This is a genomic window from Corynebacterium heidelbergense (assembly GCF_028609845.1).
In the GTDB taxonomy this organism is placed as follows: Bacteria; Actinomycetota; Actinomycetes; order Mycobacteriales; family Mycobacteriaceae; genus Corynebacterium; species Corynebacterium heidelbergense.
In genome coordinates, this window is sequence record NZ_CP063191.1 from 2,134,661 (window position 1) to 2,155,747 (window position 21,087).

Here is a 21,087-nt window from a genome sequence, read left to right on the forward strand (position 1 = left end):
AATGAGCCTGCAGCCACGGCCGCCCGATGTGACGAGAAGGCCCCGGGTAGGAGTTGTTGCTGCCCCCGATCGGCGTGGCTGAGACCATGGGGCACCCCGCCCTGTGGTCAACGGCACAAAAACTTAGGCGCTCCTTGGGTACGATGGTCCTATGTCACATACCACCGCCGAACAGGACACAACTCCGCCGGCCGAAAGCAATGAGCCGACGAACGCCACCACCACCGATGCTCCCGGCACCTCTGGTGCCGCAGCAGCGCCGAAGAATCCCCGCGGCCCGTTCCGCCGCGAGGCGGGCCCCGCGCGCCTGGATAAGAACGTCGATCTTGCCGTAGCTGCCGAATTGCAGAAAGTACTGGACGGGGACTTCGCGGACACCCGCCAGCGAATCCGCACCTACCTGGCGAACGAGAAACGCCTTCCCCGCTACGACCTCAGCTTGGAGGAATCCCGGGCCCATACGACCTCCCAACTAGCTGAATGTCTCGAAACCGGCCTACCCTTTGGCGCCTTCACCAAGGAGCAGGGGGGCACCGGTGATAGCGGCGCCACACTTACCGGCATAGAAATGCTGGGCCACGCTGATCTCTCGCTGATGGTGAAGTCCGGCGTCCAGTGGGGTCTGTTTGGAGGAGCCGTAAGTAACTTGGGTTCGGAACGCCACAGGGACATCGTGGAGGACATCATCCATCTCCGCGCCCTCGGCTGCTTCGCAATGTCCGAACGAGGTCACGGTTCCGATGTCCAGTCTCTGGAGACCACGGGCACCTATGATCCGGAAACCCAAGAATTCATCGTCAACTCCCCCACTGCGGCCTCCGAGAAGTGGTACATCGGCAACGCCGCTCGCGATGGCCGCTGGGCCGCCGTGTTTTGCCAGTTGTTCACCCCGGACCAGGAAGAATCCCACGGGGTGCACTGCATCTTGGTGCGCATTCGCGAGGATGACGGCTCCGCCGTAGAGGGCGTCCACATCGGTGATCACGGCTACAAGGGCGGCCTGCGCGGGGTGGACAACGGCACCCTCATGTTCGACAACGTGCGCGTGCCGCGCGAGAACCTGCTGAACCGCTTCGCGGAGGTAGATGCCGAAGGGCATTACTCCTCCCCCATCGAGAACCCCAACGCGCGGTTCTTCACGATGCTCGGCGCCCTGGTACGCGGCCGCGTGACTGTGGGTGCCGCGGCCGGTGCCGCTGCCCGAACCTGCCTGGACATCGGCGTGCGCTACGCCAACCTGCGCCGCCAGTTCCGAGCCGATGACAGCCTGCCAGAGAAGAAGCTCATCGAGTACCGCCAACACCGGCTGCGCCTCATCCCCCGGGTTGCCCGGGCCTACGCCCTGCAGTTCGCCACCAACCGCCTGATCTCCCGCGTACACGAGCTGGAGGAGCTCGGGCTGGACCGTGCAAAGATGTCCAAGCAGGAGCAGCAGGACCAGCGCGAGGTAGAGGCCCACGCAGCAGCGCTGAAGGTCGCTAACACCCAGCACGCCACGGACGTCATCCAGGAGATGCGCGAAGCCACCGGCGGCTACGGCTACATGGCGGAAAACCTGCTGACCACGATGAAGGCAGACTCGGATATCTTCACCACCTTCGAGGGCGACAACGTGGTGATGATGCAGCTCTGCGCCAAGGAGCTGATGACCGGCTTCGCTAAGGAGCTCGGCGGCCTCAAGCCCATGGAGATGGTTCGGTTCGGGTTAGACAACTTCGCCACCCTGCTGCGCCGCCGCACCGCTGCGGACACGATCATCCAAAACTTCGTGGATACCTTCACGGATTCCGAGGAGACCTCGCTGTTCGACCCCGCCTACCAGGTGAAGCTACTGACCGAGCGGGAGGACCGGCTCATGCTCTCCCTCGCCCGCCGCCTGCGGCCCGCCAAAAAAATGCCGGTGGAAGAAGCGGCGGTCGTGGTGGACGAGGCCCAGGATCACCTGCTCGCCGTGGGCTGGGCACACGTGGACCGCATCCTCATGGAGGCCTTCCTAGACGCCGAGTCCAAGATCGATTCCGAGCGAGCGGCAGAGGTGCTCGAGCAACTGCGCGACGTGTACTTCCTGAACCTCGTCGTGCGCGATGCCGCCTGGTACCTGGAGCAGAATCTGCTGTCCGGGACCCGCACAAAGTCCGCTCGAGCCGCGCTGAACGACCTGGTGGACTCCCTGGGCCCCTGGTCCGAGGTATTGGTTGATGCCTTCGGGGTGCCCCGCGAGCTGACCAACGTGGACCTCATGAGCGACTATGAGGAGATGGTGCCCAAGGCGGAAAGCTGCCCGGCCGCGGGCCAGAAGGCCGCTCAGGGTGGGACTGAGAATAACCGGGAGCAAGGCGAGGGCTCCGCCGCCGGTGGTGCCGCTGAGTCGGACAAACCCGCTGTGGAGCCGAGCGCTGACGGTGAGGTCGCGGACGGCTCGGAGAAGACGAACTCCCTCGGCGACATCGAGGCTGGTGAGCAGTAGTGCCTATCGGTGACGAACGCAAGGACAAGAGCGCCAACGCCGGCAACCCCACCGGTGTCGGCGGCGCGGCCAGTACCACGCTGGACGCCGCCAAGAACAGTTGGAGCAACGTGCGCCGGGCTTACCACGGCATGTCCAAAAAGAAGGACGGTGGCCCCGCCACCGGTGCCCGCACAGATTGTTGGAACGCCGGCCCCAAGCGGCTGACCCGCAGCACAACGAACCGAATGATCGGCGGTGTCTGTGGCGGCATCGCCGATTACCTCGGGATCCCCGCAGTTGTGGTTCGGGGCCTCATCGTCGCATCCGTCGTCATTCCAGGACCCCAGGTGCTGCTTTACCTTGGGGCCTGGTACCTCATGCCCAAGCGCTAGCGCTACACGGAAAAACCCCCGCCGCCACCGCCCCATCCGATTAAGGAGGGGAGGCCAGCGAGCGGGGGTTTTCGCCGTCCTTGAGCTAGCACCAAACGAGGCGCTAACGCACGTTCCTTAGCCGGTACTACCACGTCTGACCGGCACTGGAAGGGTGAACTCTAACTGGATGCTGTTCCGGGCACTATCTGGCGGCAGCCGCCCCCAGTGAGGAACTGCGGCGGCGCGCAGAGTAAAGCCGCAGGCTAAAAACGCTAATGGCCAATGGCTACCGGGCAGCACCCGGGCTAAGCCGGTTGGAGCAGGGCCCAACGGGCCCTAACCGACCCGTTTCCGTCGGACAGAGGCTTAGTTGCCGGCAGCTGCGGCAGCATCGCCGGCTGCCTCACCGCCCTGAGCACCGGAGCTCAGGTCGATGGCGGAGGAGCCCAGCTCGACAGCGGAAGAGCCCGCACCGAGGACGTTACCGGTGGAAGCGTTGATGATCAGATCGATGAGGTTCTTGCCAACCTCGATCAGCGGCTGAAGGGAGTCGATGGAGCCCATGAGGGTGATCCTTTCAATTGGTGACAGTGTTGTTCGGTCCGGTTTAGAGAACCACGAATTCCGCGCTGCCGCAGCGTGAGATGTGGCTTAAACTGGCCGAGGAAGCGGCTCAGTCCCCCGACCAAATGCACGGAAAAAGCCACCCGGAACAGCGAAAAATCGTAAAACGGCAACCGGACTGAAAACGTTTCAAAAAATTTTCGAAGTACCCCAATTTGGGGGCATTTGGACATCCTCCTGCGCCTTAGACTGAAGGGGTGACCAAGTCCAATTCGAACCGCCCCGCGCCTTCCGAAGCGGCCGCTCCCGCTAGGTCAGGTAGCCCTGCCAATCTGGCAGACCTCACCTACCCAGCCGCGCTCATCGGAGCCTCCCGGGACCTCGCAGATCCCCGCACCAAAACCCCTGGCAGCCGCCGCGTTCTCGGCCACCGCAACCGCTTCACCCGCAGCACGACACCGGAAAGCGCGCCACCCAGAGACACTCGGCCGAACTTAGCGGGGTGGCATACATTCGCGCATTCCATCAGCATCCCCGCACCCGCCAGCTCCCTCCGGGTGGCTATCGATGCAATTGTGTCTGGCCGCATGCACCGGCGCGCCGGCGTTCCACTCGCAGATCTGTCGGGCCCCATGTCCCCCGGTGACGTGGTGGTTGTGCGGCTGTGGGGCCTTCGGGCGCCGTGCCTCATTCTGGACGCCCCGAACACCGCGCAGGCTTTTACCTTGACCTATGGAACCCTCCCAGGCCACCCGGAGAAGGGGGAGGAAAGTTTCTGCGTCAGCCATGCCGATGGCCGCCTCACCGTACTGGTTACGGCGTTTTCCAGAGCGGACCGGCCGATCACCCGCGTAGGCGGGCCGGTTGCTCGAGCAGCCCAGCGCGTGTTCGCACGGCGTTATGCCCATGCGGTACTCGCGGAGGTGGGATTGGGTTAGTGAGGTCAGGGAGCGCCCGTGCCCACAACCCCATTCGCCTGTCATGGGCTCACGCCCGCCCTAGCTGGGATGAGTACGGTGGCAGGCATGAGCATCGTAAAGATCAACGCAATTAGCGTCCCCGCAGAAAAAGGCGAGGAGCTGGAGAAGCGCTTCGCCGCGAATGCGGAGCGAATGAGCGGCGTGCCCGGGTTCAAGGGTTTCCAGTTGCTCCGCCCGGTGGCGGGCGAGGACCGCTACTTCGTGTTCACGCAGTGGACTGACGAGGAGTCCTACGCCGCCTGGCGCGACGGGGATGGGCGGGCAGCTCACGCCGGGGAACGCCGCAAGCCGGTTGCCACGGGAGCGCAGCTACTGGAGTTCGAAGTGGCGCTCGATGTCCAAGGGCCCGCACGCTAACCCGAACGTTCGCTTCTCACCCGCCACGCAAGCCATCGACTAGTAGCTGCACCAGGGGTCGTTTTTTGAGTTAGCTTCTGCCTATCGGGTTAATCGTGCCTGCAGCGCCTTGTTCCCCCTGGGTGCCCAGTATTGACATAGCGGATGCGGCTCTGCTCGCAGAGGACCTGGAGGTTCTCGGGGCGTTCACGACAGAGACTTCTGCTCGAAATCGTCTTGAGCAACGCCGACTCGAGAACACAACTCGCTGTGCCGAACCCTCAGAGCTGGTCCATCATCGGGTGGAGGAAAAGATGTACGACTTCTCCCCGCCCCTTATAGGAGACGAATATTCCCTTATGACCGGCGACGTTGTTACTTGGCTGGCCTTATGAACCAGCACTCCTCCCCAGAGCCCCTAGACCGCATCGAACAGCTGGAGCTCAACGTGCACCGGATCCGTGTCTGCATGTTAGACGCCCCGGAACACCACAAGGCCTTCGACCGGGAATGCTTCCTAGCAGACCTCACGTTTGACCAGGAAGCCGACGTTCGAAAAGCGATTATCGACTTCCTGCGTTCAGGGCAGATTTCTGCTAGCGAATTGCTAACGCAGGTAACGAAGATTGCTGGAAATAGCTCTAGTGCGCATCGTCTAATTCGCGCTTTCCGCGCACGGGGTGCCAGCCCGGAAAAATGGTCCGAGCTAGACCCGGATGGCCTGTTATAACGCAGTGGTGAAAGCGGCGCCCCTATGGCCTTGGACAGCTACCCCCATTTGTTCCCGAATGACCTGGAGGCTGTAGCCGCTTCGATGGACGCGAAGATCAGGGCCGAAAGTAACGGCAGTGAATCTGTAGCGGACTGAGAGCGGACTGGCACAAGCGAAGCCACTCTCCCGTTCTCCGGGAAAGTGGCTTTGACCTGTTGGTTCAGTGGAGCCGCTTGCGAGAATCGAACTCGCGACCTTTTCATTACGAGTGAAACGCTCTGCCGACTGAGCTAAAGCGGCGCGTACCGGCAGCAGGCCGGTACGAAGCGCTATCCTACCCACCCCGCTAGCCAGCGCCAAAAGAGGGGCTCCACTCACCCAACGCGGCAGGCCTGCCGCAGCCGACCCGCCATCGCGTCCAACGCCACCTCTGGCTTGAGGTTCAACTGCAGGGTCTGCCGACACTCAGACACCGCGTCGATGCATTGCACCAACGCCTCTGGCGTGTTGCGGCGCGCCAACTCCCGGCTCGTGGCTTTCATGTCCGGGTGCTGGAACCCCCCGATCGGCGTGCCCTCGGCGGAAACGGCGACAACGGCCCCGACCGCCTGCATCATGGCATCCCGATACAACCCCGCCACGTCGATGAGCGCAAGGTCTAAAGAGTCGCGCACCATCCGCACGCGTCGGTTCTTCTGCTCCTTCTCCAGCTCCTTAACCTGCCCCCCGGCCCCGCGCTGCGCCTTCGCGGCCCCGCGCCCCTTGGCCCCCACACCCAGCGCGCGTTCCAGCTCCTCACGCTCCCGGGCCTCCTCCTGTTCCATGGAACTGGCGACCTCCTCCGTGGCTCGCCGCACCAACTCCGCCGTGAATGCGAACAATCGACCCCCCTCGTAGACCATCTGCGGCAGCTTCAGCGCCGTCGCCCGCTTGGCTCGCGCCGCCTCCGTGCTGGCCAACCGTTTGGCCCTGCCGATGTGGCCACCGGAGACGCTCGCCGCCCACGTCGCCTGCTTCTCCGTTAACCCCAGGGTGCTGTCCTGCAACAGCACCTCCCGGACCTGCTGCGGGGAAGGGGTCGGCACGTAAACATGCCTGCACCGGGACCGCAGCGTTATGGAGATGTCCTGCGGATCGGTGCTCGGGGCACACAGGAGGAACACGGTATGGGCGGGCGGCTCCTCCACGGACTTCAGCAGCGCGTTACTCCCCGCCTCGTTGAGCCGGTCGGCATCCTCCATCACCACGACGCGCCACCGCGCCACCACTGGCATCTTCGCTGCGGCCGCGATCACCTCGCGCACCCCGTCCACCGGAATGACCGAGCCCGTTGTGGTCACCCACAGGACATCCGGGTGGGTTCCCGCCGCCACCGACCGGCACTGCTCGCACCGCCCGCAGCCACCGTCCGGGCACACGAGCGCGGTGGCAAAAGCCTTCGCGGCGATGGACCGTCCAGATCCGGGGGGGCCGGTGAACAGCCAGGAATGCGTCATGGCACCGGGGTCCGCCACTGCGGCCGCTAGCGGCTCCCGAACGCCTGCGGCGGTAATCAAATCGAGGACGTCACCCCCGGGGCGCTCCCCGGGGTCTCCACCAATGCTCACCTTCGCGATTGTAGGCGCCACGGCGCGGGAGGCGGTTCGATAGTCTTAGGACTCATGAATCGGTTCGGGCGCTACTTTGTGTGGGCTTGGGGAACCCACTGGCCCCTCTACGCCGCCACTATCCTGATGACGAACGTCATCGGCACGATCGGCGTGGCGGCGTTTCTGCGATTCTTCATCCCCCTACCCGCGGCCAAGGATTTCACCAGCCCCAACACCACAACCGCGCTGCTGTACCTGGGGTACTACGTGCTGGCGATCGTCGTGGGGATCGCCGCAACCCTGGCCTTCTTCGCACCCGTGCTGCGATGGCAGCGTAACCCTCGCGCCTACGACCCGAACATGGTGCGGGACCTGGTGCTGCGCATCCCCACCCTGCAAACGCTGACGGGCGGGGTGCTGTGGGGCATCGGAGTGGTGATTTTCACCGTCGCCGCCGCCCAGTATTCCCAGACGTGGGCGATCACCGTGGCGATTACCGCGACGCTCGGCGGCCTGACGGTGATGCTAATGACCTACCGGGAAGCCGAACGCCTGGTGCGGCCGGTGGCTGCCAAGGCGCTATCCCAGGGCTCGGCGGACAACTCGCGGGTCTCCTCCATGACCCCCCGGCTCCTGGCGACGTGGATGCTCACCTCCGCCGTGCCGATTATTGGCATGATCCTGTTGGTCACCGGCCAAGCTATCGGATTCTTCCCCACCCCCGCAGAGGACCTCATCCCCGCCCTTTTGGCCCTGCTGATTTACACACTGGTCACGGGTTATTCGGGGACGTTCCTCACATCCATGTCCGTGGTGGACCCCATCCGCGAGCTCCAATTCGCCATCAACAAGGTCCGCCGCGGGGACATCTCCACCAAGGTGCGGATCTACGATTCCTCCGAGATTGGCGTGCTGCAGGCGGGTTTCAATGAGATGATGCGGGGCCTACGCGAGCGCCAACGGGTCAGCGACCTTTTCGGCCGCTACGTTGGCGCGGAGGTGGCCCGTCGTGCCCTCGAGGAGAAACCCGAGCTGGGCGGGGAGGCGCGCAGCGTTGCGGTGCTGTTCGTGGACGTGATCGGTTCCACCGGTTTCGCGGCCAGCGCCGAGCCCCAGCACGTGGTGAAAGCGCTCAACGAGTTCTTCGACCGGGTGGTGGAGGTGGTCCACCGTCACCGCGGGATCATCAACAAGTTCGAGGGGGACGCCGCCCTCGCCGTCTTCGGCGCCCCCCTGCCGCTGGACGACGTGGCCGGACACGCCCTGGCGGCCGCCCGCGAGCTCAAACAGGAGCTCCGGGGCCTGGAGTTCGAGGCAGGCATCGGGGTGGCCGCAGGCTCCGTCGTGGCTGGCCATATCGGCGCGAAGGACCGGTTCGAGTACACGGTTATTGGGGACGCCGTGAACCAGGCGTCCCGGTTGACCGACCTCGCCAAGGACACCCCAGGGCGGGTCCTGACCAGTGCAGACACCCTCGGCGCGGCGAACGAGGCCGAGCGCGCGCGGTGGTCGCTGATGAAATCTGTTGAGCTCCGTGGACGGCGGGAGATGACTCAACTGGCCCGGCCGGTCCGACCAACTCTCGCCGACCGAGGCTAGGCGGCGGGGACAGCCCCAGCCGTCACAGGCTGCGAGCGATGAGTTCCTTCATAGTCTCGTTGTTCCACCGTAGATTCGCTGCACACGAGCGTCGGCATAGGCCCGGGAGATCGGGTACTCCAGCATGAACCCAGAACCGCCGAACAGTTGCAGGCAGCGGTCGGTGATCTCCCCTTGTTTGTCCGTCGCCAGCAGCTTGGCCATGGATCCAGGCGCTCCCGGCCCCGGTTAAAGCCCGGGCGGGTCGCTTCCACGGCGAAGAGGCTGATCCCCCTTGCTGCCGGCGCCGCCGGTACGGGTGACCACGAGGATCACATCCGCGTGGGTGCCGTTGGTGATAAAGGTCTTGGAGCCGTTGATGACGTACTCGTCACCGTCGCGCACGGCGGTGGTGGCGATCGACTGCAGGTCGGAGCCGGTGCAGGGTTCCGTCATGGCAATGGCCAGCACGGTGTCCCCGGTGCAAGCACCGGGGAGGAAACGCCGCTTTTGCTCCTGCGTCCCGTAGTGCTGGAAGTAGGGGGCGACGATGCCGCTGTGCACGGTGTTGCCCCAACTGGTGTCGAACATGCGGGCATGCTCCTTCATGACGACCGCTTCATGGGCGAAGGTGCGCCACCCCCGCCGTATTCCTCCTCGATGCTGAGGCATAGCAGGCCAGCATCCGCGGCCTAATTCCAGAACTCCCGGTCCACCGCGTGCTCGGCCAGCCATCGCTGCTGGTTGGGTGCGGCCTCCCGCTGCAGGAAGTCGCGGGCCAACTCGCGCAGCGAGTCCAGCTCCGCGTCCATCCAGGGGGAACGATGGTCTTCGAGGGCGCTGATCGATTCTCCCGCTCTTTTCTGTGGTGCTTCGTGGCTTTTTGGGCACGATAACACCGCACCTAGAGCAGTAGATCCGGTTTCACGAAGATTCAGTTGAGTCACGGCAGCGGTGGCACGCGTAGCGCCCACTACGACCGCGATGGTACGCGGCACACTCCTAGGCGTTGGCCTTGCGCGCCGCCTTCTTCGTGGATCGCTTGCCAGCCTTAGACGTGGACCGTTTGACGGTCCTCTTCGTCGTGGATTTTGAAGCCTTCCGCGTGGTCTTCCGGGCGGACTTCGCCCCGCCACCGCTGCCCTCCGCGGCCTCCTTCGCCCGTCGCTCGGAGAGCAACTCGTTGGCCCGCGCATCCGTTATGGCCTCCGGGGTATCCCCCTTGCGCAGCGTCGCGTTGGTCTCGCCGTCCGTGACATAGGCGCCGAAGCGGCCCTCCTTGACACTCATCGGCTTGCCGGAAACGTCGTTATCACCCAGTTGCTTCAGCGGCGGTTTTGCGGCCTGGCGGCCGCGCCGCTTCGGCTCCGCGTAAATGCGCCGGGCCTGATCCAGGGTGACGGTGAACAGCTCCTCCTCGCTGCCCAGGGAGCGGGAATCATTGCCCTTCTTGAGATAGGGGCCGTAGCGCCCGTTCTGCGCGGTGATCAGCTCCCCGTCGGCAGGATCCACACCCACGTCCCGGGGAAGGCTCATCAGCTTCAGCGCCTCCTCCAGGGTCACCGTCGCCGGCTCCATCGAGCTAAACAAGCTGGCCGTCTTGGGCTTGAGGGTGGCCTCCACGATCTCCTTGACGCGCTTGGCCTTCTGGCTCTGCGCGGTCTTAGTTTCGCGGCTCAGCGGCTTCTTACCCTCTGCCTCCCGCTGCTTGTCCTGCTCGTCGCGCTCGGCCTCCCACTTCTTCTCCGCCCGGGCGGCCACAGTGGCTTCCTCGTCATCGCCGAGCAGCTCCGTGACATAGGGGCCATAGCGGCCCTCCCGCGCCACAACGGTGCGGCCACTATCCGGATTGACCCCCAACTCGCGACCGGTCTGGGGCGTGGCAAACAGCTTCTCGGCCACCTCCAGGGTCAGCTCATCCGGGGTCATCGCCTCCGGCAGGTTCGCGCGTTGCACCTCCGGCTCGGTGCCCTCCGGGGAACCGGCCGGGATGGGCATGACCCGCTCCAAGTAGGGCCCGTAGCGGCCCACTCGGACCACGATCGGTACGCCGTTGGCGTCGTCAAAAAGATGTAGCGAATTGACTACACGCGGATCGATCTCCTCCAACCGCTCCCCGACAACGCGCTTGAGCCCATACTGATCCGGCTCATCCACATTGCCGAAGTAGAAAGCCTGCAGCCACGCAGTGCGGTCCTCGTCGCCGGAGGCGATCTCGTCGAGCTGATCCTCCATCGCGGAGGTGAAATCGTAGTCCACGAGCTTGCCGAAGTTCTTCTCGAGCAACCCCACCACGGCGAAGGCCACCCAGGTGGGCACAAGAGCATTGCCCCGGCTCGCCACGTATCCGCGATCCTGAATCGTGCGAATGATGGAGGCGTACGTGGAGGGTCGGCCGATCCCCAGATCCTCCATCTTCTTCACCAGGCTGGCCTCGTTGTAGCGCGCCGGGGGATTCGTGGTGTGCCCATTGGCCTCCACGGACTCGGAGCGCAGCTCATCGCCGCTGGACAGGACCGGCAGCCGCTTCTCCGCGTTATCCGCCACGTCCCGCCCGTCGGAGGTCCGGCTGACCTCCACGTAGGCCTTGAGGAAGCCGGGGAAGGTCACCGTGCGGCCCGTAGCGGTGAACTCGCACTCCTCCCCGCTGCGGGCGGTGCCCTGCACCGTCACCCGCATGGAGGTGCCCTTAGCGTCCGCCATCTGGGAGGCCACCGTGCGCTGCCAGATCAGCTCGTAGAGCCGGTACTCCTCGGCGTCCAACTGCCCCGATAGGGCCCCGGGGGTAGCAAAGGTCTCGCCGGCGGGGCGGATGGCCTCGTGGGCCTCCTGGGAGTTCTTCACTTTCCGGGAGTACTGCCGGGGGGCGCTGGCGACGAATTGCTTGCCGTAGAGCTCCTCGGCCTGCTGGCGGGCGGCGGCAATGCCGGACTGGGACAGTGTTGTGGAGTCCGTGCGCATGTAGGTGATGTGCCCGTTTTCGTAGAGCCGCTGGGCGATGCGCATCGTGCGCTCCGAGGTGAAGCGGAGCTTACGGCCGGCCTCTTGCTGGAGCGTGGAGGTCATGAAGGGCGGGTAGGGCCGCCGGGTGTAGGGCTTCTCCTCCACGTCCCGAACCCACATCTGCGTGGAATCCAGGCCCTGCGCCAGACGGTGGGCATCGCTCTGCGTCAGCACCCGCGCGCGGACCTTGAGCTGACCATCGGCACCGAAGTCCTTGCCCTGTGCGAGGCGCTGGCCGTCCACGCTGGCGAGCCGGGCGGTGAAGGACTTCGGCTCACCGACATCCCCGGCGGCCCCGGTGACCAGGTCGGAGGTGGTGGCTAGCTGGGCGGTGAGGTCCCAGTAGTCGGCGGTGACGAAAGCCATGCGTTCCCGCTCCCGCTCCACGATCACGCGGGTGGCCACGGACTGCACGCGACCGGCGGACAGCCGCGGCATGACCTTCTTCCACAGCACGGGGGAGATCTCGTAGCCGTAGAGGCGGTCCAGGAGGCGCCGGGCTTCCTGGGCGTCGACGAGGTCTTGGTCCAGCTCCCGCGTATCCTGCGCCGCGGCGAGGATGGCGGGCTTGGTGATTTCGTGGAACACCATTCGGCGCACCGGTACCTTGGGCTTGAGCACCTGCAGCAGGTGCCAGGCGATGGCCTCCCCCTCCCGGTCCGGGTCGGTCGCCAGATAGAGCTCGTCAACCTGCTTCAGCTTGCTCTTGAGGTCCGCGACCTTCTTCTTCTTGTCGGGGCTGACCACGTAGAGCGGGGCGAAGTCGTCGTCCACGTTGACCCCGAGGCGGGCCCAGGGTTCTTTCTTGTACTTGGCGGGGACGTCCACGGCGCCGCGGGGGAGGTCCCGGATGTGCCCCACGGAGGCTTCCACGATGTAATCAGGGCCCAGATAGGGCGCGATCTTTCGCGCTTTGGTTGCCGACTCGACAATGACGAGCCGTTTGGTGCCACCCTGTTGTGCCATCGTGGTGGGTTTGCCCTTCCTGGTTGAGTATCCCTAGCCGTTGTAAAACTGCGCAGAATTCATCGGTCCTGCGTTCATCGGTCCTGCACCTTGCCCGGTGCGGCGGACGGCAGTGGGGAACGGCCGAAAACCTCGGGCCGCCCCGTGCACTGAAGTGCCCGTGGCTATAAGTGCTTACACGCTTTGTGGGGAGTTTCGCACGCCTTGGGCCACATTTGCACCCATCCGGGCGGGAATGACGGAGGTTGGCTGCGCATGCGGCGAGGACGGGCCGTTTCGCTTATGCAAACACAACTACACCCGTTCGGCCAATTTCCTTCCCTTCGGACGCACCGTTAAAACCATGAGTCTGTAGTCTTATTTTTATGGACGCCATCACCGGCGGCTCGGCCGGAACTCCCCCACTCACCGGGCCGAGAAGCTTTCCTAAGAGACCCGCCAGAAGCTGCTGCTACCCATCCCCCCCGAAAGAGCCGAAACGTTCGCGGGCGGGGGTGCGTTAGCAGTACCCCCGCCGACTATGCGGGATTTCACACTTTCGTGGCACGCAAAGCTCAAAAATGCAGTGCTATGAACCTACCCAAGGTTAGGCGACTCGACCCGATAAGGCCAGCTAGCAGCGCTGCAAAAAGGCCTCGCATGGCGGCTCACCGCAGGTTTTTGGCCCTTGCCGAACGAGACTCTCCGATCCCCCCATACGGGGGCGTTGCTGTAAATTTTCTTCCACTCGCGGACTCGCGCCCCAGGGTACTCTCGGGAACCGTCATTCCAAACCCCCACTATGCGAGCGGGTCCACGGACCCCTCCCCCCGATCCACCTCACTTCTCCCTCCCTCCCCCCCAGCAACACCGCCGGTTGAACCCCTGCTTTCTGTTTGCTCACCTTCCCCCGAACCCTTTGTTTGACCCTCGTACGAAATTGTCAGGAGCACAACCCCAATGTCCACCATCGCGGTCATGACATCGCCGGCCAAGGGCCACCTATACCCTCTGATGGAAACACTGCTGGAACTGCGCGATCGCGGCCACAATGTCGTAGTGCGCACTCTCGGTTCCGAAGTCACCATGCTTAACAACCTCGGCTTCAAGGCCAGCGCCCTGTCGGAGGACCTCAACTCCGCCGAACTGGAGGACTGGGATGCCTCCAACCCCGTCGCGGCCCTCAACGCCGTGCTGCAGCAGCTCGTTTCGCGTATGCCCCACGACTGCGCCGAGCTGAAGGAACTCATCGCCCAGGAAAACCCGGACATGGTGATGGTGGATTTCACCACCTTCGGCGGGCAGATCGCAGCGGAGGCCTCGGGCTTGCCCTGGGCACTGTGGAGCCCCACGTTTTTGCCCCTGGAGATGCCCGATGACCCACCCTTCGGCCTGGGACTGCGCCGGGCCACCGGCCTACGCGGCAAAGCCCGGGATAAAGTGCTGCGCCGCGGCATGTCTCACCTGTGGGACCGCTTCAGCCTCAAGCAGGTCAACGAAATGCGCGTGAAAAACGGCCTGGGCAAACTGCGCCACACCACCGACCTGCTCAAGCGCCCACCAGCGGTAATCAACTTCACCGCCGAGCCCTTCGAATACGCCCGCAAGCAGTGGCCGGAGAACCTCCACCTCGTGGGTCCCGGCAACTGGTCTCCGCCGAACCACGACGGCCCGGACCTCAGCCACATCACCGACCCCATCGCCCTTGTCACCTGCTCCACCGAATTCCAGGACGATGCAGAGCTGGGGCAGGCGGCCATCGACGCCCTCAAGGGCACCGGCATGCACACGGTAGTCACCGCCGGTGCCCTGGACCCCCTCACCTTCCGCCCCGGGGAGCAGGCGACCGTGCTGGACTTCGTTTCCCACGACGCGATCCTCCCCCGCTGCGCCATCGTCATCAGCCACGGCGGGATGGGGATCACCCAAAAGGCCCTCAGCCACGGACTGCCCATCGTGGTGGTGCCCTTCGGCCGGGACCAGAAAGAGGTCGCCGAGCGCGTCCGCGCCTGCGGTGCCGGAGAGGTCCTGTCCACCAAATACCTGACCCCCGAGCGCCTCCACGCGAAGGTCACTGCCGCCATGGCGCGCAGCGGGCGGGCCACCAAGATCGCCAAGGCCTTCGAGAAGGCCGGCGGGGCCCAGCACGCCGCGAACGTCGTAGAAGATCAACTCAACCGGGCCTAGGTGCCCCCCGCCCGTTTCCGCTCCCCCGTTTTCCTATCCCTTCCCCTGCTGCCCCCTCCCTCCCCCTTCCCGCAGAAAGCGCACTCAGCGAAGCACCCCCTCGTTGCCACCATGAAAACATCCACTTCAGCCTCCCCGGCCGCCGCCCGCACCGACCATCCCTCCCCCAATCACCGCCGCACCCGCCGCCACCTGCGTACTTTCACGGCACTCACGGCCGGCGCGCTGTCCCTGGCGTCCACAAGCCTCCCCCTCACCATCCCCACCGCCGCGGCCCACGCCCAAACACCGCCGAGCGCCCCGGCCGCCGGCCCCGTCTGGCCCGGACCCGACGGCCGCCCCGGAGCCACCGGACGCTGGATCACGGACCCCGCCGGCCGCACCGTCATCTACCACGGCGAAAATATCGTGGCCAAGAAGGCGCCCTACACCCCCGAATCCATCGGCTTCGGCGATGACGACATTTCTTTCCTCAAAGCCAACGGTTATAACGCGGTGCGCCTCGGCATCATCTGGGAAGCCGTGGAGCCCCAACCCGGGCAGTACGACGAGGCCTACCTGGACAACATCGAAAACACCGTCCGCAAGCTCGCCGACGCGGGCCTGGGCACCCTCCTGGAGGTTCACCAGGACGCCTGGTCCAAGCGCTACGGCGGGGAAGGCGCCCCCGACTGGGCCAGCCTGGACCAAGGCCTGCCCGCCCTACCCGGCGGGCTCATCGCCGCACAGTTCAGCCCCGCCGTCTACCAGGCCGTCAACAACTTCTTCTCGAACGCCCCCGCCGCCGACGGGGTGGGCATCCGCACCCGCTTCGTCAACATGTGGGGCCATGTCTCCCAGCGCTTCGCCAGCGTGCCCGGCGTGATCGGCTACAGCCCCATCAACGAACCGACCCCCGGCTGGCCCTTCCTACTATGCCAGGCGGACCTGTGCCCCCAACCCGTCGTGGACCGGCTCATCAGCCTCAACGCAGACGTGGCCAAGACCGTGCGCCAGCAGGACCCCCGCACCACCATCTGGCCCATGGCCTACATCACCACCGCCCTGGGCACCCACCCCCAGATGGGTGCGCCCGTGGACCCCAACGAGGTATACCCCTTCAACTCCTACACCATTATCTGCAACATCGGGATCAACCTCCCCGGCTTCGTCTGCGACCCCCACCAGCGCCTCAACGCCGCCCGTTCCCGGGAGTACGCCGAGCAGTGGAACATCCCCTACGCCATGACCGAATTCGGCGCGATCGGCAGCCCCGGGGTGCTCACCACCCAGAGCCGCATCGCCGACGATAACCGCATTGGCTGGTTCCACTGGAATTACGGCGGGCCGGACCACACCACCTCCGCCCCCTCCCCCGAAAACCAGGCGATGGTGAAGAATCCACAGCTCCCGCCGACCGGGGACAACGTCAACACGGACAACCTCACCAACACTGTGCGCGCTTACCCCAAGAGCGTCTCCGGCACCCCCCTGAGCTGGGGCACCGACCAAAACAAGGTCTTCACCGCCCGGTGGAATGGGCAGCGGGTGGATGGGACGGGCAGCTTCGCCCCCGGGGCGACCAGCGTGATCACCGTGCCCCCGGCCCTCTACCCCAATGGCTACACGGCCACCGTCACCGGCGGGCGCGTGCTCTCCGAACCCGGGGCAATGGACCTCGTCATCGCCGCGGACGGGCCGGGGGACGTGAACGTCAGCATCGCCCCGCGTTAGGCAGGGCCCGGTTACCTAAGACCCCGGGAGCGCCGAGGAACCGGGGACCGGCGGCAGGGCAAGAGCCGGCGGGTTCTTCGGCCGCACCGTGACGGACACCGGGGAGCCGCTGCCATCGGAGACCACCAACAGTTTCCGGGCGCCGGGCGCGGAAACCACCCGCCCCCCGGAAACCTCCACGACGTAATCGGAACCGTAGTTAGCTTCTGGCACCCAGATCGTCGTGGCATCCGTGGTCGTGAAGGATCCAGTGCCGTCGGCCCGCTGCGGGCTCCAGCGAGCCGTGAAGGTCTGGGAGCCCCGGTCGTAGTTCCAGGTCTCCGGGGTGCCTGCCACGGACTGCGGGTAGGGCTCCTCCAGCGCGGCGAGGGTGGCCCACTGGACGTTGTCCCCTTCGATTGGCTTGCGCGGATCCTTGACGATCGCCTGGTCCTCCGGGTTGGATGCCGCGGTGGCGGGGTCGATGCCCATGTACGCCCAGTGGTACCAGCCGATTCGTTGCCTGCGGGCCTCGTCCGTCTGCCGCTGGAGGACGTCGGCCCGGGTGGTGGCACCGAACTCCGTGATGACGCGGGGGATATCGTACTTTTCCGCGTAGAGGCGGGACTGCTCTGCGGTGGCGTTAATCTGCGGATCGCAGAAGGGCAGGGGCACCTGCGGCCAGGCATCGAGTGCCAGGCAGTAGGTGTTGTAGTTGTACATCGCGTTGTCCACCGGCGGCTCCCCGAGGTTCGGCGGGGTGCCGAAGATGGTGGTGAGGTAGCCGGAGTAGACCACCGGGGTGGAGGCATCCTCGCGGCGGATGGCCTTGCCGGTGTCCTTGTACAGGTCCTCCAGTTTCTTCGTTGTGCCGGGCGGGCAGATGTTGAGCTGGCACAGCAGATAGGGCCAGCCCTCGTGGGGCTCGTTGATGATGCCGTATCCGGCCAGCCCGTTCGTTCCCGCCAGGTAGCCGGCGGTGTGGCCCCACATCTCCACGAAGTGGTCCTTGATGCCCTTGCCGTCCGGGGCGGGGCGGTTGGCGAAGAAGTTCTGGATGGCCTGGTTATTGGCGGGGTTGGTGCCCGCGCCGAGGATGCCGGCGTTGGTGTTGTAGAAGCCGTCGTCGATGCTGGCCCACTCGGGGGCGCCGTCGCCGTTGTACTTTTCGGACCAGGCGTCCTGGTGGAATTCGACCACGGTGGACATGCCGTGGCGGTGGAACATTTCCACCGTCTTCTTCACGTTGCTCAGGTAGGCATCGTCATAGGTACCCGGGGTCGGCTCCACGCCCACCCAGAGCACGGCTAGGCGGACGGAATTGAATCCGTGCGACGCCAGGAACGCGGCGTCCTCCTCAGTGACCCCGAGGGCATCCACGGTGTACGGCGCACGCTTGTTCGCGATGTTCTCGCCATGGGGGATCACGACCTTTCCGGACCCGTCCACGACCCACCGACCGACGGTACGGAAGGGGCCATTTTCGCCGCTATCCGCGCGGATGGCACCGAGGTCCGTGCCCGGGCCGGCGTGAGCTGGGGGCGGGGAGAGGGGGTTGAGTCCGGCTGGAATGAGGCCGCCGGCGCCGGTCGTGATCGTCAGGGCGGCACATGCTGCGGCGGCGGCGCGGGTAACGCGGCGCATACGGGCAGTGCGGGGGGTGCGAGCTGTGCGGGTCACGCGTATTTGTTCCATTTCCGTGAGGTGAGGCGGGGTGTTTCCGGTTTCCGCGGAGGGTGAGAAGAACCTGGGAGAAAAATAATAAAGCTACAACTATCTGCTGGAAATAGTAGCTATCAAACCCCGTTCGCGCAGCCATCGAGGAACCGACGCGAACCGTCTACCCCCCTTCCCTCAGCGGTAAAACAGGGTTTACAAAACTGCAACAAAGGTAGAACGGGCAGTTAACACGCTCGGCTTAGCCTGAGGGCCATGCTCAGAGACCTCAAACGCCAGTACATACCGGCCGCGCAGCGGAGCAGCGCCGCCGTCCTGCTCACCGCCGCTCTCGCCACCTTCGGCGCGGTCCCCGCAACATTGGCCGAACCAGCCCAAGCTCCAACCCCCGGGAGTGGTGCCGAACTGTCCTCAGCCCCGCCCGAGGCCAACGGCATCACCTACCAGGTGGGCCACAGCCCTGTGCCGGAGACCGAAGGAACCGCCACGAGCAAAGACGGTACCCCGATCTCCTACTTCGAATACGGCAAGGCCCGTGGCACTGCACCCACGCTCGTGCTCGTCCACGGCTACCCCAACACCCACGCTGTGTTTTATGGCGTCATCAAGGAACTGGCCAGCAAGTACCACATCGTCAACATCGACACCCGAGGCTCCGGGAAGTCCGGACACCCCGCCGACACCTCCGCCTACACCATGGACCGCCTCAACGAGGACTTCCTGGCGGTTGTCAATCAAGCGGCCCCCGGCGAGAAAGTCACCTACGTTGGCCACGACTTCGGCGGCATCATCGGCTGGGACCTGCTAGCCCACCCGGAGACGCGCGACAGGATCGCCAACTACGTGACGTTCAGCTCCCCTTCCTTCGAACAGTGGTCCCAGTGGCTGCGCACCCGCACACAACTGGGGGATCAGCCCTTCGGGCTGCTAGACGTGGCCAGCCAAATGATCCGCATCCCTGAATTCTGGGGCTTCCTCGTCCCCGGAGTACCCGAGGCCTCCTGGGCGGTGGGCACCTTTGACGCGGTGGTCCGCTACTTCAACCGGCTGTCCGACGAGCCGCGCGAGGCCGGATACTCCAACGCAGACGGCCTGGCGCAGGCCCGGATGTACCAGGCCAACTTCGGCGACCGGATCCTGCACCCTCGCTACACCAAGTTGGAGAACACCCCTCCCATCCTCAGCCTGGACGCGACACAGGACCGCTTCTTCGACCGGGACTTCGTGTACTCGATGGACGCCCAGCAACCCGAGGTAACCCACGAAAGCTTCGAGGGCGGCCACTGGGGCCTGGCCACCAATCCCAAGGACGTTGCCGCCCACATTGATGGCTTCGTGGCACGCCACTAAAGGGGCCGTCCACCCCCCTAAGAACCGGGCCCGCTGGCGACGTTCGCGTCGCCTGCCGGGCAACCCAACCACCGTAGAGAGGAACCCCAACCCCGATGCACCGCCTCACCCGTGCGACCGCCGGCGCAGCAATGACCGTAGCCCTCGCCGCTACCGCCGCAGCCACCGCGCCCGAAGCTGCAGCCCGCCGAGGTCCCACTAATGCCCCCGGGACGGCGCAAAACGACTTCGCCACCGCCTACGCCACCTCCCTACTCCACCCGGGTGCGATGCCCCCGGACGTCAACGACTGGAATTGCAAGCCCGCCCCGGAGCACCCGAACCCCGTCGTCCTCATCCACGGCACGTGGGACAACGCCTATGCCACATGGTCCCAGCTCAGCCCCATGCTCAAGGCCCAGGGCTACTGCGCCTACTCCTTCAATTACGGTGACGATGAATCGGGCCTCGTCGGGTTGCCGCCGGGGGTCTACGGCACCCAGACGCTGCGGAAGTCGGGGGATGAGGTCGCTGGGTTCATCGACGAGGTGCTCGCGCGTACGAAGGCGAAAAAAGTGGACCTCGTTGGCCATTCCCAGGGCGGCATTCATGCTCGGCTCTACGTGCAGGACCACGGCGGGGCCGATCCGCAGCACCCGGAGAACAACAAGGTGGATAAGCTCATCGGCCTCGGCGCCAACAACCACGGCACCTCCTTTTCGGGCATCGCCGCAATCGGCCAGCAGATCCAGGACTTGGGGGTGCCCGTGATGGACATTGCCCGATTCCCGCTCGGCGATGCGGGGATTGATCAGGCGGTCGGCTCGCCCTTCTTCGATCACCTCAACGCTGAAGGAGATACCCGGCCCGGCATTGCCTACACCATGATTGCCACCCGATATGACTGGAACGTCTCCCCCTTCCGCACCCAATTCCTAGCGAGCGAACCGAACTCGGATGTCACGAACGTGACCATCCAGGACTATTGCGGTAACGATGCCAGCGAGCACTTGTCCATGACTTTCTCCCCCAACGTCCTGGACATGGTGATGAAGCGCCTGGACGGCAAGCCGGTGGACAAGAACATGCAGTGCAAGACCGTCCTGCCGTTCACCGGCGAGGTGGGCTCTCTGAGCTCCTGATCGGAGGGGCCCCTGAGCCGCCACTTGCCGTGGGCCCTCTCGGGCCCGCCCCCCAGGCAGACAAAAGCACCGGGGCTTTCCCCACCCCACTCCCCTCGATCCTCCCTCCTTCTGGACGAGAGAGGGCGGAGGACGCACCGCAGTGCGATCTACCATCTTCCCGCAGTCCATACGAAGAGAAAGCGTGGGGAGTGGGACGAAAAGAAGTCCCGGTGACTCTCTAAGTGGTTAGCTCGTTTTACAGAGCAACAACGTTCTGAGCCTGGGGGCCCTTAGCGCCCTCACCGATCTCGAACTCCACCTTTTGGTTTTCATCAAGGGAGCGGAAGCCGCTGCCCTGAATCTCGGAGTAGTGAACGAAGACATCGGCGGATCCATCGTCCGGAGCGATGAAGCCGAAGCCCTTTTCTGCGTTGAACCACTTAACGGTTCCCTGTGCCATGTTCTTACCTAACTTTGTGTGGCGTTCGATTACTGCCTGACTTACGGCAATAATCGGGCCGAGCGAACGGGATCCCGCTTTAATCAGA

At 64.9% G+C, this 21,087-nt stretch carries 15 protein-coding genes, 1 tRNA gene and 1 pseudogene; 10 read left to right on the forward strand and 7 right to left on the reverse strand.

Annotated elements, in window-relative coordinates:
* Nucleotides 1–151: 151 nt before the first annotated feature.
* Nucleotides 152–2,467, forward strand: a complete 2,316-nt coding sequence (locus CHEID_RS09465; protein WP_112768481.1) for an acyl-CoA dehydrogenase family protein — start codon at nt 152–154, stop codon at nt 2,465–2,467.
* Nucleotides 2,467–2,841 (forward strand): PspC domain-containing protein, encoded by a 375-nt coding sequence (locus CHEID_RS10595; RefSeq protein ID WP_420536374.1) that lies wholly within the window; start codon nt 2,467–2,469, stop codon nt 2,839–2,841. Before CHEID_RS09465 ends, CHEID_RS10595 begins: the two co-directional genes overlap by 1 nt.
* A gap of 348 nt (nt 2,842–3,189) precedes the next feature.
* On the opposite strand, the gene CHEID_RS09475 is transcribed toward CHEID_RS10595, so the two are convergent.
* Nucleotides 3,190–3,387: a hypothetical protein gene (locus CHEID_RS09475; RefSeq protein WP_112768480.1), complete on the reverse strand. Its 198-nt coding sequence runs from the start codon at nt 3,385–3,387 to the stop codon at nt 3,190–3,192.
* A gap of 257 nt (nt 3,388–3,644) precedes the next feature.
* Here CHEID_RS09475 and CHEID_RS09480 point away from each other — a divergent pair, with 257 nt between their 5' ends.
* From CHEID_RS09480 to CHEID_RS09490, 3 genes are all read left to right on the forward strand, one after another.
* A complete protein-coding gene (locus CHEID_RS09480; protein ID WP_112768479.1) occupies nt 3,645–4,325 on the forward strand; it encodes a DUF1990 domain-containing protein in 681 nt (226 codons plus the stop codon).
* A gap of 87 nt (nt 4,326–4,412) precedes the next feature.
* Nucleotides 4,413–4,724: an antibiotic biosynthesis monooxygenase family protein gene (locus CHEID_RS09485; protein ID WP_112768478.1), complete on the forward strand. Its 312-nt coding sequence runs from the start codon at nt 4,413–4,415 to the stop codon at nt 4,722–4,724.
* Nucleotides 4,725–5,094: 370 nt separating this feature from the next.
* Complete coding sequence (locus tag CHEID_RS09490) at nt 5,095–5,433, forward strand: hypothetical protein (protein ID WP_112768476.1); 339 nt, start codon at nt 5,095–5,097, stop codon at nt 5,431–5,433.
* A 206-nt stretch (nt 5,434–5,639) separates the two neighbouring features.
* On the opposite strand, the gene CHEID_RS09495 is transcribed toward CHEID_RS09490, so the two are convergent.
* Both CHEID_RS09495 and CHEID_RS09500 read right to left on the reverse strand, forming a co-directional pair.
* Nucleotides 5,640–5,715: transfer RNA gene (locus tag CHEID_RS09495), tRNA-Thr, on the reverse strand.
* Nucleotides 5,716–5,789: 74 nt separating this feature from the next.
* Nucleotides 5,790–7,022: a DNA polymerase III subunit delta' gene (locus tag CHEID_RS09500; RefSeq protein ID WP_273661117.1), complete on the reverse strand. Its 1,233-nt coding sequence runs from the start codon at nt 7,020–7,022 to the stop codon at nt 5,790–5,792.
* 54 nt (nt 7,023–7,076) lie between these two features.
* On the opposite strand from CHEID_RS09500, the gene CHEID_RS09505 reads away from it, so the two are divergent.
* Nucleotides 7,077–8,603, forward strand: coding sequence for an adenylate/guanylate cyclase domain-containing protein (locus tag CHEID_RS09505; RefSeq protein ID WP_112768475.1), 1,527 nt, complete (start codon nt 7,077–7,079; stop codon nt 8,601–8,603).
* Between the two features lie 22 nt (nt 8,604–8,625).
* Here CHEID_RS09505 and CHEID_RS09510 read toward each other — a convergent pair.
* Both CHEID_RS09510 and topA read right to left on the reverse strand, forming a co-directional pair.
* Nucleotides 8,626–9,394: pseudogene (locus tag CHEID_RS09510) on the reverse strand (acyl-CoA dehydrogenase family protein).
* 190 nt (nt 9,395–9,584) lie between these two features.
* On the reverse strand, nt 9,585–12,551 hold the full coding sequence (topA, locus tag CHEID_RS09515) for a type I DNA topoisomerase (protein WP_112768474.1): 2,967 nt from the start codon (nt 12,549–12,551) through the stop codon (nt 9,585–9,587).
* A 939-nt stretch (nt 12,552–13,490) separates the two neighbouring features.
* Between topA and CHEID_RS09520 the strand changes: the two genes are divergently transcribed.
* Both CHEID_RS09520 and CHEID_RS09525 read left to right on the forward strand, forming a co-directional pair.
* Nucleotides 13,491–14,717: a glycosyltransferase gene (locus CHEID_RS09520; RefSeq protein ID WP_112770380.1), complete on the forward strand. Its 1,227-nt coding sequence runs from the start codon at nt 13,491–13,493 to the stop codon at nt 14,715–14,717.
* A 111-nt stretch (nt 14,718–14,828) separates the two neighbouring features.
* Nucleotides 14,829–16,430, forward strand: a complete 1,602-nt coding sequence (locus CHEID_RS09525) for a cellulase family glycosylhydrolase (RefSeq protein WP_273661118.1) — start codon at nt 14,829–14,831, stop codon at nt 16,428–16,430.
* Nucleotides 16,431–16,445: 15 nt separating this feature from the next.
* Here the strand turns inward: CHEID_RS09525 and CHEID_RS09530 are convergent, their stop codons facing one another.
* Entirely contained in the window at nt 16,446–18,089 is a 1,644-nt protein-coding gene (locus CHEID_RS09530; protein WP_273661119.1) for a cellulase family glycosylhydrolase, read from the reverse strand.
* A gap of 252 nt (nt 18,090–18,341) precedes the next feature.
* On the opposite strand from CHEID_RS09530, the gene CHEID_RS09535 reads away from it, so the two are divergent.
* Nucleotides 18,342–19,436 (forward strand): alpha/beta fold hydrolase, encoded by a 1,095-nt coding sequence (locus CHEID_RS09535; RefSeq protein ID WP_112770011.1) that lies wholly within the window; start codon nt 18,342–18,344, stop codon nt 19,434–19,436.
* A gap of 95 nt (nt 19,437–19,531) precedes the next feature.
* Nucleotides 19,532–20,557 (forward strand): esterase/lipase family protein, encoded by a 1,026-nt coding sequence (locus tag CHEID_RS09540; protein ID WP_112770012.1) that lies wholly within the window; start codon nt 19,532–19,534, stop codon nt 20,555–20,557.
* 238 nt (nt 20,558–20,795) lie between these two features.
* On the opposite strand, the gene cspE is transcribed toward CHEID_RS09540, so the two are convergent.
* On the reverse strand, nt 20,796–20,999 hold the full coding sequence (cspE, locus tag CHEID_RS09545) for a transcription antiterminator/RNA stability regulator CspE (RefSeq protein WP_112770013.1): 204 nt from the start codon (nt 20,997–20,999) through the stop codon (nt 20,796–20,798).
* Nucleotides 21,000–21,087: the final 88 nt, after the last annotated feature.